Here is a 14,992-nt window from a genome sequence, read left to right on the forward strand (position 1 = left end):
TACTAATGGGAGGTATTCAATTGCATATGAACACCAAATGGATAGCTGCAAGTATGGCATCACTGGGACTGGGATTGATAAGTGTGACAGGAACGATATCCGCAGCCGATATTGTGAACTACCAGGCGTCTACCAATTACAGTTCCACCCAGGGTGCCAATCATTGGCAATATGAGAAAGCATCAGGAACCACATACAGCAAGCTTACATATCAGGCGGCGAGCAATCGCTGGGATAACGGTGGCACCTATCCATGGGTATCGGCGAATGCACAGCATCCGGGTAACGATGCCGATGCTGTCCGTACCTGGATTGCACCAGCCAACGGAACGATCACCATCACCGGGGCTATAGAAAAAGGAAGTGCCGATGGAGATGGTATTCTCGCGAGTATCCGCAAAGACAATACAACTCTCTGGAGCCAAAAAGTCCAGTCTACAGCAGGCGTAACACCGACCGGTGTAAGCCAGATTGCTGTGCAAAAAGGAACAGCGATTCACTTTGTGGTTAACAAAGTCGGCTCGATCAGCTTTGACCATACGCTCTGGAATCCGACGATAGCTTTTACCGAAACAGCAGATGTACCAGATGATCAGAGTCTGTCGATTGTACAATTTGGCGCTGTAGCCGATGATGGCAAAGACGATTATGCTGCTGTTAATGCGGCTATCGCAGTTGCACGCACACAGGGCAAAGACGTATATGTACCAGTTGGTACTTTCCAGCTGAGTGATATCGTAACAGTTAACGGTGTTACGCTAAAGGGTGCAAGCAAGGAAAAATCCATCCTGCTATCGACCAATCCCGAGCGCGGTTCGATAGATCTTACAGGAAGCAATCCAGCGATCCGCAACCTGAAGCATGAGTATCAAAGTGTAGTCCCTCGTGGAAACGGCGAGAATGAGAAAAATAGCATTACTGTCAGAAATGCAGCCGATTTTACAGTCGACAATATAATAGTGAATAAAGCCAGTACCGCCGGTATTTATGTGAGCGGATCTGCCGGAGGAACAATTACCAACAACACTGTACAAAATACGAATGCCGATGGTATCCATACGACAGGCGGCAGTCATAATGTAACTGTAGAACAAAATATTGTTCAGAATGTAGGCGATGATATGATTGCTGTAGTCAGCTACGGCGATGATCTGGATGCGGCAGGCAATCCGGAAGCTACGTATGATGTTCGTATTTTGAATAATCAGGTTAGTGATGGTAATACTCGGGGGATTTCTGTAGTGGGTGGTCATGATGTACGTATCGAGGCTAATACTATTCAGCGTACACAGATGGCAGGAATCTATATTGCGACAGAAGCGGGTAAAGATAAGCAGTATATAACCCAGCCCGTAGATCGCGTTACGATTACTAATAATACATTGGATAGTGCAGCATTGAAGCCGGATGGTGGTCATGCGGATATGCTCGTGTATGGAGGATACTCTGCTGATTCGGACAGTATAGTAATCGACAATATAACCTTCACTGGAAACACTAGCCGCAATTCTACTAAATTCCCGGCAGGTGTATGGGGAAGTGCCAAAATCGGCAAAGTTTCCTTTAGCAATACGACTATTGTCAATGCTCCATATGAAGAGAAGTACAAATTTGAAAATGGAACTGTTACATGGGAAGGCAAACAGGAGTATCCAAGATAACCAATTGTCAATATGGATAGCTGTTGAAAAGAATCATTAATAATATCCTCATATGAGGGTTATCTATCTTCGATTAGTTTGTGGTAAGAAGACTATGAATGCCTTATCTAAAATACAACGTTATTGTAAAAATTACGGTATACAGTTAAAAACAAAAACACGCTAAAGCCAATGGCAGCAGCGTGTTTTTGTTTGTTAATAGTTGCTCTTGTTATAAAATCCTATCGACATCAAGGCCAGGTACACACCCATTTCCACGGTTTGTCATCATCCCATCCGCATACTGGCTGCGGATCAGGCTTGAAATTCACCGAAAGGCTATAAGGCACAGTCGGATCATATTTGGATGGATTCGGTGCAAAGACACGTGTGTGATAATTATCGAGTGGCAATCGGAACGTCTTGGTTGTATTTTGATACACGGTTTCGATTACGTTTTCTGCCATATCCAAGACTTCCAATTTATATACGCTCTTCTTGGATGGATTATTAAGATTAATTGTAAAAGTTCCCTCTACATCAAAAGTCAGTGAATCCCAGTCCTCGTCAAATGGATTGTCAATCGTGTGCATCATAGGATTGGAATGGTCTGCGAGATAGGCTTCCGTAGTGGGACCGTCATCCCAATATTTCTCGTAATTATCATATGTGTCCGTTAAGATCACTTTGAAATTGAAGGGCAGGGTAAAACTGCCATCCGTTTTGTTCGCGGTAATGAAAAAGTAATAAGTGCCAGGCTCTACAACATGGCTGACCAGCTGGTAAGGGCCTTTATTCCGGTAAGACACTGCGACTGCATTCACATCCGCTGGCCCGGAACGTTCATAATAGATATACAAGTTGTAATTCAGACTCGGTGGGGTCAGCAATAGGCCAGTAATTTTCTGGGGTTTGTCGACTTTTACTTTGTACCACACACCACCTGGCCAGAAAAAGCAGCCTGGCATATCCGGAGGCAGGTATCCTTCTACCGGGGTGTTCGGTTTCACCTCAATCGCAGACTCTGAAGATATATTGGTAGGCATATGAGGAGGCGCGGTTCCCTTTTTCATACTAGGAGCAGCCAAGGATGAGTCAGTCGAATACGTATCTACGGATACCGTATCATCACCGGGTGGATCCACCGGGTTGGAATACGGCAGACAATCGGATACATCGCCCTGTGTGGTTACTGTATTCGTCTGGGCGGTACGCTGTAGCGCAGGTGCCGGAGAAGAACCAGCGGCATCAGCAGCCAGACTGCTCATAGGCATGCAGGCGGTCAGCAGCAGAGCTGTTATTGTTTTGAGCATTAACGGTCTGAATTTCATGAGGTAAGCTCCTTTGCGATTTGGGATAAAGGCAGATGTGCTTATGATTCATAACAAGTGCGATAAGGTGCGTCATCTCTCTTTATTTAGGCCACGTGCATACCCAAACGTCGCCTTCATCCCAGTCACAGACTGGCTTTGGAGGCGTCTTGAAATCCAGGCTTAGCGTATAATACACATCCGGATCGTAAGAGCCTTTGGCAGAATAGACGCGGGTATAGTATCCATTCATCGGAATATCAAATGTTTTTGGTGCATTCTGATAGACAGTTCCGATGAGCCTGGAGTTTTGATCATATAACTCTGCTTTGTATACGCCTTTGGAGTTGGATGGATTGTCCAGAGACAACGTTAATTTACCATTTTCAGGGATATTCAATGCTTTCCAGTCCTCATCAAAAGGATTATCGATCGTGTGGCGTGTCGGACCCCAATCATATACTTCCGTGACAAAGGAATCGTCGGAATACTGCTCATAGTTATCGATTTTTGGACTGAGCACCAGTCTCAGGTTGAATGGCACTGTCAGACTGCCGGGCGTACCACCTTCGGTAACTTCCAGATAATATGTTCCCGGTCCGCCGACATAGTTGAGCTGCTGGTAAGGACCACTGCTGCGGAATCCGGCAGTGGACTCCATGAACATATGGTAATTAATTCCTGGCGGCATGAGCATCATGAACGTCATTTTCTGTCTTTCTGTTAATGTGACTTTGTAATACAGAGCGCCGCCGCTGTAATTCCCATGGCCATCCGAGCTGCTTGGAGGAAGATAGGACTCGATGGGAGTATCGGGCTTGATCTCAATCGCAGTTTCTCTGGTCGTATTGGTAGGTGGCGTCACCACAGCGGGAGGCAGAGTAGGCAGGCTGCTGGTCAGATAGGTGGCGGCAGCAGCTGTTGGTTGTTCAGACACAGGTACTGACACATTGCTTGGCTGAAGCGAATTGGTAATCGGATCGGCAGGGATTGTAGCGATCGTGCCAGTATCTGGTTGATCCAGACCTGCGGCAGATGTGAGCGATCCCAGTGTTCCCGGAGCCCAGCTGACTACCAGCAGCGCAACCATAATTTTGGATAGGAATGGATTTGATTTCATCGAATAATCCCCTTTAGGAGTTGGAATATAGATCAGAATTTATTACCTTTAATGTTTTGGCGTTTACCATTTTTGCTTTTAGCCACTTGGTTTTTGTGGAGGCAGGATTCTTTTCCTTTATTTGATCAAGGCCCGGTACATACCCATTTCCATGGTTCTTCCTCATCCCAGTCACAGACAGGTCGTGGATCATATTTGGTATCCATGGTCAATGTATAAGGCACATCCGGATCGTACTTGGACGGGGCATAGACACGAACAAAATACGAGGTGACCGGCAGCCGCAAGATTTTAGTCTCATTTTGCTTTATGGTGGCAATCACATTGTCTTCCCAGTCCCAGATTTCGACTTTGTATACGCCTTTGGAAGAAGGGTTATCCAGGCGAACCGTGATGGTACCCGGGTAGTCGAGACCGAACATTTTCCAATCTTCGTCATACAGATTGTCTATCGTCTGCACCGAAGGTCCCCGGTAATAGGCATCTGTCGCCGAACTGTCGTCGGAATACCGTTCATAATCATCGAACTTGTCAGACAGCATGACTTTCAGATTGAACGGTTGAGTGAGACTGCCACGCGTATGTCCTTCGGAGATGCGCAGATAGTACGTTCCCGGCTGGGCGACATAGCTGAGCTGGTCATAAGGACCCTTGTGTCGAAAAGAAGCCGTGCCTTCCAGATACATACTGTAATCCAGACCCGGCGGAACGAGCATCAGAGCAGTAATCTTCTGTGTCTTGGTGACGGTGATTTTGTAATAGAGTGCATGCTGGAACCAGACGCAATCCTGATCATCCGGAGGAAGATAACCTTCAATCGGTACTCCTGGCGTCAGCTCGATAGCTGTTCCGTAGGAGGTGTTAACAGGCAGGGGAGCCACTGTAGAACGGGAGGAAGGAGGAGAGACAGTCGTGTCCGGTGTTATGTATGTATCTGTAGTGGTAGTTGCATCCGCTGAATCGGAGGTCAGATAAGGAAAACACATGCCACCTCCTCCGGTCGATCGTGTACCTGGTTGGGATGAACTATCTTCAGCGGGCTGCGGTGTACCGGCAGCATTGACGGAAGAACTGAGTTCCGGGGATACCCAGCTGAATAATAAGAGCATGATTATTGTCCTCAAAAGAACATAAGTTAACTTCATTGCATCGTCTCCTTTGTATTGGATTGCGAATAGGTGATTTCGAGTTGATTATAACTGATTTATGAACGTTTTCAACTTATATTTTACTTTAGTGTATAAATTATCCAATTATTAAAAAAGTGTGTGATTATGGTTTGCAAATGGGCTTTGAAAGGCGGTTTTAGGGAGGATTTACCAGTTCATTTACAGTTTCTTTATACATTCCTAGTTAGCGAGAAATAGTCACCTATGAATCTTATAGAGTAGGATGAGGAGAGTAGGATGAAGTGAAAAAAGATAGGAGAGATAATCAGCATAAATTTTGTCATTGTATAATTGTTACCTTTAAATTCCAAAAAAAATGCATATAAAAAAGCTACCTACATCCTGCTCTGTTAGAGGGATTTAGGTAGCTTGTGTTGTATGAAAGAGATATAAGAGCGAATACATATGTAGATCATTAGCCAAAACGGCAAAGTCTGTGTCAAAGCCATCATCCTAACCACCGAAACTGTTCTGTCTGTTTATACTGGAGTCGGCATGGTCGAGTCGGTATTTACTTTAGGCGTCTTCCACGAAGAGCAGCGAGCGATGGAGGATCTGCTGCGGTTTCGCCAATATCCAGGTCTGATCGTTATGTAGCCTTTCCACATCCAGCCGGATCATTGAAGATCCAGCAGCAGCTAAGTAAAGGCAAAAAATAAACCCCAACATAAATACAAAAATGCCGGAACCCATACAGGGCAGCCGGCATTTTATTTATAAACCTTCATTTGCTATCGATATTCACTAACAGCAGCTTAACCTTTTCGATCGCTTCGAAATTATCCGGCTCCCGGCCTACCTGATCCAGGCCAGCTATGAACTGCTGCATCTGGGTATCCGTCATACTACGTTTCTCCGCTGTATAGTTGGCAAAGAAACTCTCCAGCAGTCCGGTCAGTGCATTGATCTGAGGCTGATTAATATAGTAAGAGGTTAATCTGGAAAAGGCATTGGCTTTGGAAGCGTGATTTTGCAGCATATACAGATTTTCTGTAATAGAATCTGCATGTGATCGCTCCAGCTGATGCTGTAGATAGCCAATTTGAGAAGTGAATTCCCGGTCTATTTTCTCTTGTAGATCGCTGCTTTGTTGTTGATAGTGATAAGCGATGCCTGATACAACAAGCGTTAGAGCCATTGGTAAGATGATGTATATTAATTTGTTTTTTAATAAATAAATGGTGAGCACCACCTTGTTGTAATTCTACGTAATAGAGTTAATCCTCCGAAAAACGTAGTTATTTGAAAATAGCAGTGGAAGGTAGAAATGTCAAAAAAATATCTATAAAGAAGAGGAGTAAAGATGAATGGATTATTTCCATTTACCTCATTAATTTTACAAATTATGGATTATGTGATACGGTAGAAAGGATTTTAATAATGAGAGGAGACATGTAGAATGAAAAAGAAAATAATTGCATCTGTTATGTCCCTGGCTTTATTACTACCAGCCACTTCCGGATTTGCTGCCGCTGATTGGTATTGGACCAACAGTGTTACCCGTTTGGTAGCCTCCAATCAGGCGTGTGGAACAATTGTACATGATGATGGTAAAGGTTACATCGGTACACTTACTTCATATCAATATTCTACCTACGGCAATGAAAGACAATGCTGGTATCAGGGCCGTATGGAATACCGTTATTAATTCATCTCTCTATCAAATAAAACGATACAAGAACAGAGTCTCTGGCGAAGTTACAGCCAGAGGCTTTTTTATCGATGCATCAATTAGTAGGTTCTGCATTTTAGGATAAAGCAGTATTTATTTCCCTATTATCGTATTTAGCAAACGAATAAAGTTTGTTATATTCCTTTTGTAAGCGCTCTATCTGTTTGGAAGATTTACCGTATAGCCTTTCCTTCCGTATGCAGATGTTCGGTTCGTTATACCTATATTATTCCAAGGAGTGATGTAAATGAGCAATCTCAGACCGTTTACGATTGGTATTCTCACCGCTATGCTGGCGTTCACACCTACTCTTTCCGCCATGGCAGAATCCGGCAGTACTTCATCCACGCCAACCATCACCGAGAGTAGCAAGTCCAGGCAACCCACCGTTAACCTCGCCGATCACAATGCTACCCGTTCTACACGTTCACTATTTGCTTATCTGGATCAGCTGCAGGGCAAGGAAATCATCTTCGGTCACCAGCATGCGACGACCGAGGGTATCGCTATTACTGCCCATGACGGCAGCCAGTCGGAGGTGAAGAATTCGGTCGGTGATCTACCAGGGATGTTTGGCTGGGATACGCTCAGTCTGGAAGGCAAGGAGAAGCCGGGCATATACGGCGGTAAGGCAGAGCAGAGTCGGGATGAGCTGGTACGGGTGATGAAGTCGGCTTATGAGCAGGGTGGCGTGCTGGCACTGAGTTCGCATATGCCGAACTTTGTGACTGGCGGCGACTTTTACGATACCAAGGGCAATGTAATCAGTCATATCCTGCCGGGTGGGGACAAACACGCAGAATACAATGCATTTCTGGATAAAATCGCGGACTTTGCCCTGCATCTAAAGGATGATCGTGGTGAAGAGATTCCGGTCATCTTCCGTCCGTTCCATGAGCAGAATGGAGGCTGGTTCTGGTGGGGTGCGCCGTACCGGACGAACGAACAGTATATCGAGATCTATCGCTATACCGTTGAATATCTGCGGGATGTCAAAGGGGTACATAACTTCCTGTATGCCTTCTCGCCGAATGTTCCTTTTAACGATAGCCGGGAGACGTACCTGGCGACTTATCCGGGAGATGACTATGTAGATATTCTTGGCCTGGATGCTTACTATGATGGCAATACCTCTACCTGGTACGACAATGTGGTGAGAGATGCACGACTGGTCGTCCAGCTGGCAGAGGAGAAAGGCAAAGTGCCGGCACTGACAGAGTTCGGCTATTCCAATGTGAAGCCGACAGGTACCAAAGACTTGCAATTCTATACCCGGCTGCTGTCTACACTCAAAAAGGATCCCGAAGCGAGCAAGCTGACCTATATGCTGACCTGGGCGAACTTTGGTACCGATTCGATCTTCGTACCGTATCGCAATGCGCCGAATGGACTCGGTGACCATGAGCTGCTGCCGGATTTTACCGACTTTTACGCGGATCCGTATACAGCGTTTGACCGGGAAGTGCAGGCTGCACAGCCATATGATCTACGGGTGAAAACAAAGCAGGAGCAGCCGTTCCTGCATATTGTCTCCCCGACCAATAATGAGACGGTACGGCTAAGTAAGCCGTCGACACTTCGTGTGCGAATTCTGGATGCCAAAATAGACCGGGTGACTTACCAGACGCGTACCGATGCGACCGAGCACAAGCTCACCCGTGATCGTCAGGGAATGTATTATACCGCCAGCTGGCAGCCGGATGCTGCACTTGAAGAAGACGGTACTCCGCTGACCGTCAAAGCTTATCTCAAAAATGGACAGGTGCTTACGCAAACGATTCAGGTCTATGTAAGCGATAGTGACGGCAGCGTCGATCCACTGGTTGTGGATACTTTTGAGACGTACAAAGGAAGCAATGAACTGCTGGATAATGCCTATACCCCGGCAGGCGATCCCAATACCATCTCGCTGGACGCCGGGAACAAGCAGGATGGACGCTATGGTCTGAAATATGACTATACCTTGGCTGCTCAGGGCTATACCGGCGAATCGCTGAATATGCGGGGGGCCGATTGGTCGGGAACAGATGCGCTGCAATTCTGGCTGAAGCCGGATGGCAGTGGCAACAAGCTTGTGATTCAGATCAATGCAGGAGGAACTTCTTTCGAAGCGTATCCGTCACTCCGTAGTACAGAAGCAGGCGTGGGGAAGATCCCATTTAGCGAGTTCAAGCCTGCCCCATGGGATACGGCGAACGCTGGCAAGAAAATGGATGCAGATGCGCTGCGGGATATCCGTATGTTCTCGATCTATGTGAATAAAGCGGAAGATGTCGATGTGCCTGCGGGTACGCTTTATTTTGATGATATTCGTGCGTATACCCAAGGAGCAGCAGTGAAGTAGTCTGCAGTGAAGATGAAGATTGGCAGCATAGGCAGTCGTTCCTCAAGTGTGACAGGATGCGCGGAATTTGACTTCCTTTTGCGGGGGCTTTTATAATATGAGTCATCCGCAAAGGGGAACAGATGCTGAGTAGTGGGTAATATACTTGCGTGAAACCAGCAGACTGTCACAAATCAACGGAGGTGCGAACATGAGCCAACCTATCGAACTATTCGCAGATTATGAGCAAATTATAGATTATTATACGATTGTCGGAGAATGGGAGATCTGGCTGCAGCACGCCAAGCTGGGCAAGAGCCGGGTAGCTATCCGCATCAAACAGGATCGCAGTGGACAGTATTTCCATGATGTGAGCCACTTTTACCAGCCGGGCAAGCAATCGGCGCCGGATGTACTGGAGCAGCCGGGACAGCATAGCCCGGAAGCAGCAATTCGACATGCGATGAATCAGCTGCTGACCCATTACCGCGCAGATGATGCCGACGCTGAATGGATTGTGAATGAGAATTACTGAACAGCCAAGCAGATAAAGTAACGATAGAGCAAACAGGATATCGTCCTGAAGCTCAAGTGAAACGAAAATGCCGGGAGAAGGAATACCTTCTGCCCGGCATTTTCGTTTGAAATTGTCAATCGAGTTGTTTGATAGGTCGTTTGTTTAGCTTGGTAATATCACTGTATAGAGATGGGTTTGTTCGGGTTACTATAATAGGTAGCTAACCGTTATGTTGTACAGTATGATTGGCTGCTGCTACAAATGGCCAGCGTTGACAGCCCGATTCGCATATATAGTCGATAGCCAGCATTAGCGAAGTGGTCGGGCTATGCGGCGAACAGTCAGCGTCAACGGCTCGGTCCGGATACGCGCCGAATCGTCAGCAGGTCGGCATCAACCTCGACTGTGATATCATAGAAATGGTCGCTGAAGCCATCCATCCAGTTCTCAGGACCCTCTTCGGAGTAGAACCAGAAGATCAGCGAGTGACCATGTTCGATATGACATTGTTCCGCACAATCAATCGAACAGAGCGATAGATCCATAGATAATGGATGAGACCACGGAAGAGACCATTTCGAAGTTATCGGTGCCAGTTCAGCAGCTTTCTTCTGCGCAGCTTCTACAGCCAGAATGAGGTATAGCGCATAATCTTTCCCGGCGAGCTGTTCTGCGATCTCGTCCTGCAGATCTGTTCCTATAGCAGATAAGAGAGCAGGCATATACTCGCGATTAATATTGAAGATACTGTTCGGGAATTTCAGATCGGATGGGGACATAGGGTCAGGTGCAGACATAATAGTCACCTCAATGATGAGTTAGTTATTTTTTGATACAATACCAATGTAGTTTATTTTAGTAGGAAAAGAGGATTTAATTTATGAAAGACAAAGTTAAAGGATTAGTCATAGGTATAGCGATAGGCTCTCTGCTCACAGGCGCTACAGTGGTAGCTGCCCAGGATGTACACGTACAGGCGATTAAGGAGAAAATCAGTATGTTTGTGGACGGAAGTTCCAAAGGTAGTACGCAGGCACTGATCTATCAGGGAACCACGTATGTACCGGCACGTAGCATCAGCGAATCATTGGGCAAATCGATTGGTATGTACGATCAGAATCTATACATAGGCAAGCAGCCTGTTGTAAAAGTTACTGAAGAGCAGGCTATTCAGCTGGTACGCAAGAAATACAAGATTGCTGAATCTTCTTATCTCTATGTAGAAGTTGATTCCGAGACGTCTACCAAATATACAGTACATGTATACGAAGTCGTCCAGGATGATGCAGAGACCAGCCACACGGCAACTTATGGCTGGTATGATGTGGACAAGTTCACTGGTAAAATCACTTCCATGTTCTAAATAAGAAGAAATAGCCACTTGATAAGGCTACTTTGCATCACATGGCATACCAATTTTATTGTTGTTCCTGGTACCGGAGAATATGGAATAGGCACTAATGCATACCGTTATTCCAGTCTATGCACACTGTGTAGATCCTGCATTAGCCGAATCATATCCCGGCACTGGATACCATTTTCATAGATCGGTTCTTCATAATGACGGACGAAAAAATCCGGATCGACGCCGACAATTCGAAATCCGCATTTCTGATACAGAGCGAGCTGGGATACACTGGAATTACCGGTACCCAGCTCTATCGTATCATATTGCTGCTCTCGTGCCGTTTGGATCGCATGTTGAACAAGCTGCTTGCCGATTCCTTGGTTTTGATGAGATTCGGCAACCGCTACATTGACCAGTTCAACCGTCTTTAGACGCGTTGGCAGTAATACATACACACCGATGATGGTCTGATCCTGGCGAGCAATATAGCACTGTCCGCGAGATAGATAGTCTTGGATAATAGCAGGTGAAGGATCGGCAGATAGCAGTAGCTCCATAGGTGGAGACTGTTGGGGCGATAAAGATTGAATAAATGTCATGCTTTGCACCTCACTTGGTATGTAAATAATTCTCATCTTTCATAATAATGTAAGATTTCTGGCTGCACAAATAAAGTATGTGGTGGAATGGGAGGATGACATTATGGGATGCGACATCACAATATTTTGTGAAGGGTACAAGTGGGGAAAGTGGATAAATATTGACTCCTTTTACAGAAGCGATGGTTGGGCAGAATATATGGTTACAGAGGACCAGGGATTCATTCGGGATAGTCTGCTTCATGGGGTTCGTGATTATGGGCTTTTTTTTCTGCTAGCAGGAGTTCGAGGAGATGGAGACAAAGAGAGCTATCTGCCTATTGATTTTACCAGGGGTATTCCGGATGCTATGGATCAGTTGATAAAAAGAAGATATGAAGATGACTATGATATCGATTTTAATAATGATTTCAATAAAGGAAATGGAGATTTTCATCATGCCTCCCACTATACCCTTAAAGAATTAAAAGATAGTGGATATGGTGATATTATGCCGCTGCAAGGATGGGTTCACCCTGAAGATTATGCCAGACATGAAGAATGGATGGCAGATGGAAAGAGATATGCGTTGCCTTTTATTGATGTCAGATGTGGCAAGCCGGACGATGAAGAACTGATCCTCAAAGAATGGAATGGCTATCTTAATTTGAATTTCACTGACTTGATAGAGAAATTGGAAAAGATGAAAGAGAAAAATTTGATCCGCAGTGATAAGGAAATAAGGATCATCTTCTGGTTTGATAATTAAATAGCTACAATTTACAAATGAACAAGTTCTAAGCTGCTGATGGTTTAGTGAATACGGTATTACATTTTACGTAGTAGAGAAAAGGGCTAATACTGAAGAAAATCGTGATGCTTTCTATTATAACTTTATTATTTATAGCACTTCTTATTTTTTACAAATTCCCAAAAGAAATTCATGTGACTCGCTCTGCTATTCAGTATGTTCAAGGTAAGCCCAATTCGGCAAGGACAACTTCTGTCCGGATAGATGGTCATATGTCCCATCCTCTATTTGGAAAAGACAGCTTTACTGGCACGGTCGTTATTGATTCGCTTCCTTTTACCAAACAGGATACTATGCTGGACATGATCGTGTCGGAGAAAAAGAATGATATCGATCAGGCTAATTTAACCTACCAATCTAATCAATCGCCTTATATGGTCTCCAACCAAGGTCTAATCTGGTTTGATCGAGATTTTGAGAATATCAATATATGGGGATCGGCCAAATGGTTGGATGAAGGGGAATCTTCGGAACAGTTATACATTGTTGCACCAGCTTCCAATGTGAATGAAGCAGTACAGGTGCAATCCCAGATGCGCTCATCATTTGGCGAAGACTTTGTTCCAAAATCCCAAGTACAATAAGTATAGTAAGTCTATTCATAGTAAATGAGAACAAATGAAAAACAAGAAAAAGCTGCTATGTACTACAGCGGCTTTTTCTTGTTTTTGATAAGATTGCAACTACAATCCATTTTGAATACGAATACGTACCTGTTACCCCTTCACTGCTCCAGCAGTTACCCCGCCAATAATCCATTTCTGTGCGAACAGATAGAATAGCATGATCGGAATCATCGACAGAATAATTGCGGCAAACGCCATGTTAACCTGCGATGTATATTCCCCGAAGAACTGGAACTGCACCAGCGGCAGTGTAGAAGCTTCTTTTTTCTGTACCAGAATCATCGATACGACAAAGTCATTCCATGCTCCAAGCGCACTCAGAACCAGAATCGTCGAGTTGATCGGCTTGAGCAGCGGGAAGATAATGCTGTAGAACGTCCGGTATCGTGACGCTCCGTCAAGCACAGCCGATTCCTCCAGCTCCTTGGGCACGGTCTTGATAAATCCTACATACAGAAAAGCAAAGTACCCGATTTGCACCCCGGTTAGCGCGATAATCAGTCCCGGAATCGTATTGAGCAGACTGAGTTCGCTCCATGTTTTGTACAGCGGGAACATCAGTACCTGGAACGGCAGCATGATGCTGGACATGAACAGATAATAGAAGAAATTATAAAATCGTGTATTATTCCGGGCAATGACATACGCTGCCATCGAGCAGACAGCAATCGTCAGGGCTACCGTACCAACAGTTGTCAGTACACTATTACGCAGCGCGAGGAAGAAATTCGATGCTTCGATCGCTTCTGCATAGTTGGACCAGGCGATATGAGTCGGAAAGGCTAGTGGACTCTGCGCTGTCTCGACCGGTGTCTTGATCGAGTAGACGACTGCAATATAAAAGGGAAACAGGAACAGAATCGCGATCAGATACAGTAGAGCGACACGCAGAATCTGCGACCATTTGCGGCGCGGACGAGGTTCCTGTAGCTGTACAGCAGCAGCGGCTGGATGAGTTGTATTCAATACTCCACTTCCCTTCTGCGGAAATAGCTGGTAATAATGACGGTTACGATCAGGATAAAGATAAACAGCACCAGGGCTGCCATTTGTCCGTAGCCGGCTTTGAAATAAGGGAATTCATAGTTATAGACATACATGGCGAGCGTCTGGGAAGAGGTACCAGGGCCACCTTTAGTCGCGACCATCGGATAATCGAACTGTCTCAGTCCGGTACCGATCCAGAGCGGAATACAATAGGTAAAAGCCGGCAGCAGCAGGGGTACCGTGATTTTGGTAAACTGCTTGTAGCTGGTGGCACCATCGATGCGGGCTGATTCATACATGTCTTTGGGAATCGTCTGCAGTCCGGCATAGTAGATCACCATGGCAAGACCGATTTCTTTCCAGACACAGATAATGGCGATCCCGATCATGGCGGTCGTCGGATTACCGAGCAGTCCGCCATCGGTTTGGAATAGAATCGGGAAGATATCACTGTAAATGTAGCGCCAGATAATCGCTGCCAGCACAAGGCTGATAACCATCGGCATAAAGATAAAGCTTTTGAGCAGATTGACACCGGGGAACTTGGTGTTCAGTGCCACGGCGAGCAGAAGGCCGAACACATTGATACAGATCGTGGTGACAACGGTGAACAGGAGCGTATTCTTGATCGGATCGAGCAGTTCAGTATCGGTGAACAACAGCTGCAGATTGCGCAGACCGACATAATCATACGTCGGTGCAATACCGTCCCAGTTGGTAAAAGCAATATTCAGGCCGCGTATAAACGGAAAAACCACGACCAATACAAAGAACAGCAGAGCAGGGACGATAAAGGTAAACTTGACCCATTCATCCCGAATTCTATGCGTCATAACGCTCACCTCCATGGTTCATCAGGATTGGAATCCAATACATAGTCTGGCTTGTATG

The 14,992-nt window shown here is 45.6% G+C and carries 16 protein-coding genes; 7 read left to right on the forward strand and 9 right to left on the reverse strand.

Going from position 1 to position 14,992, the window contains the following annotated elements:
• Window positions 1-26: 26 nt before the first annotated feature.
• Window positions 27-1,661 (forward strand): right-handed parallel beta-helix repeat-containing protein, encoded by a 1,635-nt coding sequence (locus tag H065_RS25735; protein WP_193746774.1) that lies wholly within the window; start codon window positions 27-29, stop codon window positions 1,659-1,661.
• Between the two features lie 230 nt (window positions 1,662-1,891).
• Here H065_RS25735 and H065_RS0110535 read toward each other — a convergent pair whose 3' ends face one another.
• The 5 genes from H065_RS0110535 to H065_RS0110560 all read right to left on the reverse strand — a co-directional run bounded on the left by H065_RS0110535 (window position 1,892) and on the right by H065_RS0110560 (window position 6,377).
• Window positions 1,892-2,971, reverse strand: coding sequence for a hypothetical protein (locus H065_RS0110535; RefSeq protein WP_017813019.1), 1,080 nt, complete (start codon window positions 2,969-2,971; stop codon window positions 1,892-1,894).
• A gap of 82 nt (window positions 2,972-3,053) precedes the next feature.
• Window positions 3,054-4,070: a hypothetical protein gene (locus tag H065_RS0110540; protein WP_017813020.1), complete on the reverse strand. Its 1,017-nt coding sequence runs from the start codon at window positions 4,068-4,070 to the stop codon at window positions 3,054-3,056.
• 125 nt (window positions 4,071-4,195) lie between these two features.
• On the reverse strand, window positions 4,196-5,179 hold the full coding sequence (locus H065_RS0110545; protein ID WP_152425870.1) for a hypothetical protein: 984 nt from the start codon (window positions 5,177-5,179) through the stop codon (window positions 4,196-4,198).
• Window positions 5,180-5,755: 576 nt separating this feature from the next.
• Window positions 5,756-5,932, reverse strand: a complete 177-nt coding sequence (locus H065_RS28220) for a hypothetical protein (RefSeq protein ID WP_238557932.1) — start codon at window positions 5,930-5,932, stop codon at window positions 5,756-5,758.
• A gap of 31 nt (window positions 5,933-5,963) precedes the next feature.
• Window positions 5,964-6,377, reverse strand: coding sequence for a hypothetical protein (locus tag H065_RS0110560; protein ID WP_017813024.1), 414 nt, complete (start codon window positions 6,375-6,377; stop codon window positions 5,964-5,966).
• Between the two features lie 261 nt (window positions 6,378-6,638).
• On the opposite strand from H065_RS0110560, the gene H065_RS0110565 reads away from it, so the two are divergent.
• From H065_RS0110565 to H065_RS0110575, 3 genes are all read left to right on the forward strand, one after another.
• Window positions 6,639-6,887, forward strand: coding sequence for a hypothetical protein (locus tag H065_RS0110565; protein WP_017813025.1), 249 nt, complete (start codon window positions 6,639-6,641; stop codon window positions 6,885-6,887).
• A 271-nt stretch (window positions 6,888-7,158) separates the two neighbouring features.
• Window positions 7,159-9,255 (forward strand): glycosyl hydrolase, encoded by a 2,097-nt coding sequence (locus H065_RS0110570; RefSeq protein WP_017813026.1) that lies wholly within the window; start codon window positions 7,159-7,161, stop codon window positions 9,253-9,255.
• A gap of 190 nt (window positions 9,256-9,445) precedes the next feature.
• A complete protein-coding gene (locus tag H065_RS0110575) occupies window positions 9,446-9,769 on the forward strand; it encodes a hypothetical protein (RefSeq protein ID WP_017813027.1) in 324 nt (107 codons plus the stop codon).
• Between the two features lie 329 nt (window positions 9,770-10,098).
• Here the strand turns inward: H065_RS0110575 and H065_RS0110580 are convergent, their stop codons facing one another.
• Window positions 10,099-10,548, reverse strand: coding sequence for a hypothetical protein (locus H065_RS0110580; protein ID WP_017813028.1), 450 nt, complete (start codon window positions 10,546-10,548; stop codon window positions 10,099-10,101).
• Between the two features lie 83 nt (window positions 10,549-10,631).
• On the opposite strand from H065_RS0110580, the gene H065_RS0110585 reads away from it, so the two are divergent.
• On the forward strand, window positions 10,632-11,114 hold the full coding sequence (locus H065_RS0110585) for a hypothetical protein (protein WP_017813029.1): 483 nt from the start codon (window positions 10,632-10,634) through the stop codon (window positions 11,112-11,114).
• Between the two features lie 107 nt (window positions 11,115-11,221).
• Here H065_RS0110585 and H065_RS0110590 read toward each other — a convergent pair whose 3' ends face one another.
• Entirely contained in the window at window positions 11,222-11,698 is a 477-nt protein-coding gene (locus tag H065_RS0110590) for a GNAT family N-acetyltransferase (RefSeq protein WP_017813030.1), read from the reverse strand.
• Between the two features lie 103 nt (window positions 11,699-11,801).
• On the opposite strand from H065_RS0110590, the gene H065_RS0110595 reads away from it, so the two are divergent.
• Together H065_RS0110595 and H065_RS0110600 are read left to right on the forward strand one after the other, a co-directional pair.
• Window positions 11,802-12,446, forward strand: coding sequence for a hypothetical protein (locus H065_RS0110595; protein ID WP_017813031.1), 645 nt, complete (start codon window positions 11,802-11,804; stop codon window positions 12,444-12,446).
• A gap of 254 nt (window positions 12,447-12,700) precedes the next feature.
• Window positions 12,701-13,072 carry a hypothetical protein gene (locus tag H065_RS0110600; RefSeq protein ID WP_017813032.1) on the forward strand — a complete coding sequence of 124 codons (372 nt, stop codon included), beginning with the start codon at window positions 12,701-12,703 and terminating at the stop codon, window positions 13,070-13,072.
• 132 nt (window positions 13,073-13,204) lie between these two features.
• Here the strand turns inward: H065_RS0110600 and H065_RS0110605 are convergent, their stop codons facing one another.
• Complete coding sequence (locus H065_RS0110605; RefSeq protein ID WP_017813033.1) at window positions 13,205-14,080, reverse strand: carbohydrate ABC transporter permease; 876 nt, start codon at window positions 14,078-14,080, stop codon at window positions 13,205-13,207.
• A complete protein-coding gene (locus H065_RS0110610) occupies window positions 14,077-14,934 on the reverse strand; it encodes a carbohydrate ABC transporter permease (protein ID WP_017813034.1) in 858 nt (285 codons plus the stop codon). The genes H065_RS0110605 and H065_RS0110610 overlap by 4 nt, the downstream gene beginning before the upstream one ends.
• Between the last annotated feature and the right edge of the window lie 58 nt (window positions 14,935-14,992).

It is taken from the genome of Paenibacillus shenyangensis (assembly GCF_000346635.1).
Taxonomy (GTDB): domain Bacteria; phylum Bacillota; class Bacilli; order Paenibacillales; family Paenibacillaceae; genus Saccharibacillus; species Saccharibacillus dauci.

Excerpts from the sequence above, each read along its gene's own strand:
- H065_RS25735 (WP_193746774.1), top strand. The coding sequence starts at position 27 with ATGAACACCAAATGGATAGCTGCAAGTATGGCATCACTGGGACTGGGA.
- H065_RS0110535 (WP_017813019.1), bottom strand. The coding sequence starts at position 2,971 with ATGAAATTCAGACCGTTAATGCTCAAAACAATAACAGCTCTGCTGCTG.
- H065_RS0110540 (WP_017813020.1), bottom strand. The coding sequence starts at position 4,070 with ATGAAATCAAATCCATTCCTATCCAAAATTATGGTTGCGCTGCTGGTA.
- H065_RS0110545 (WP_152425870.1), bottom strand. The coding sequence starts at position 5,179 with ATGCTCTTATTATTCAGCTGGGTATCCCCGGAACTCAGTTCTTCCGTC.
- H065_RS28220 (WP_238557932.1), bottom strand. The coding sequence starts at position 5,932 with ATGGGTTCCGGCATTTTTGTATTTATGTTGGGGTTTATTTTTTGCCTT.
- H065_RS0110560 (WP_017813024.1), bottom strand. The coding sequence starts at position 6,377 with ATGGCTCTAACGCTTGTTGTATCAGGCATCGCTTATCACTATCAACAA.
- H065_RS0110565 (WP_017813025.1), top strand. The coding sequence starts at position 6,639 with ATGAAAAAGAAAATAATTGCATCTGTTATGTCCCTGGCTTTATTACTA.
- H065_RS0110570 (WP_017813026.1), top strand. The coding sequence starts at position 7,159 with ATGAGCAATCTCAGACCGTTTACGATTGGTATTCTCACCGCTATGCTG.
- H065_RS0110575 (WP_017813027.1), top strand. The coding sequence starts at position 9,446 with ATGAGCCAACCTATCGAACTATTCGCAGATTATGAGCAAATTATAGAT.
- H065_RS0110580 (WP_017813028.1), bottom strand. The coding sequence starts at position 10,548 with ATGTCTGCACCTGACCCTATGTCCCCATCCGATCTGAAATTCCCGAAC.
- H065_RS0110585 (WP_017813029.1), top strand. The coding sequence starts at position 10,632 with ATGAAAGACAAAGTTAAAGGATTAGTCATAGGTATAGCGATAGGCTCT.
- H065_RS0110590 (WP_017813030.1), bottom strand. The coding sequence starts at position 11,698 with ATGACATTTATTCAATCTTTATCGCCCCAACAGTCTCCACCTATGGAG.
- H065_RS0110595 (WP_017813031.1), top strand. The coding sequence starts at position 11,802 with ATGGGATGCGACATCACAATATTTTGTGAAGGGTACAAGTGGGGAAAG.
- H065_RS0110600 (WP_017813032.1), top strand. The coding sequence starts at position 12,701 with ATGTCCCATCCTCTATTTGGAAAAGACAGCTTTACTGGCACGGTCGTT.
- H065_RS0110610 (WP_017813034.1), bottom strand. The coding sequence starts at position 14,934 with ATGACGCATAGAATTCGGGATGAATGGGTCAAGTTTACCTTTATCGTC.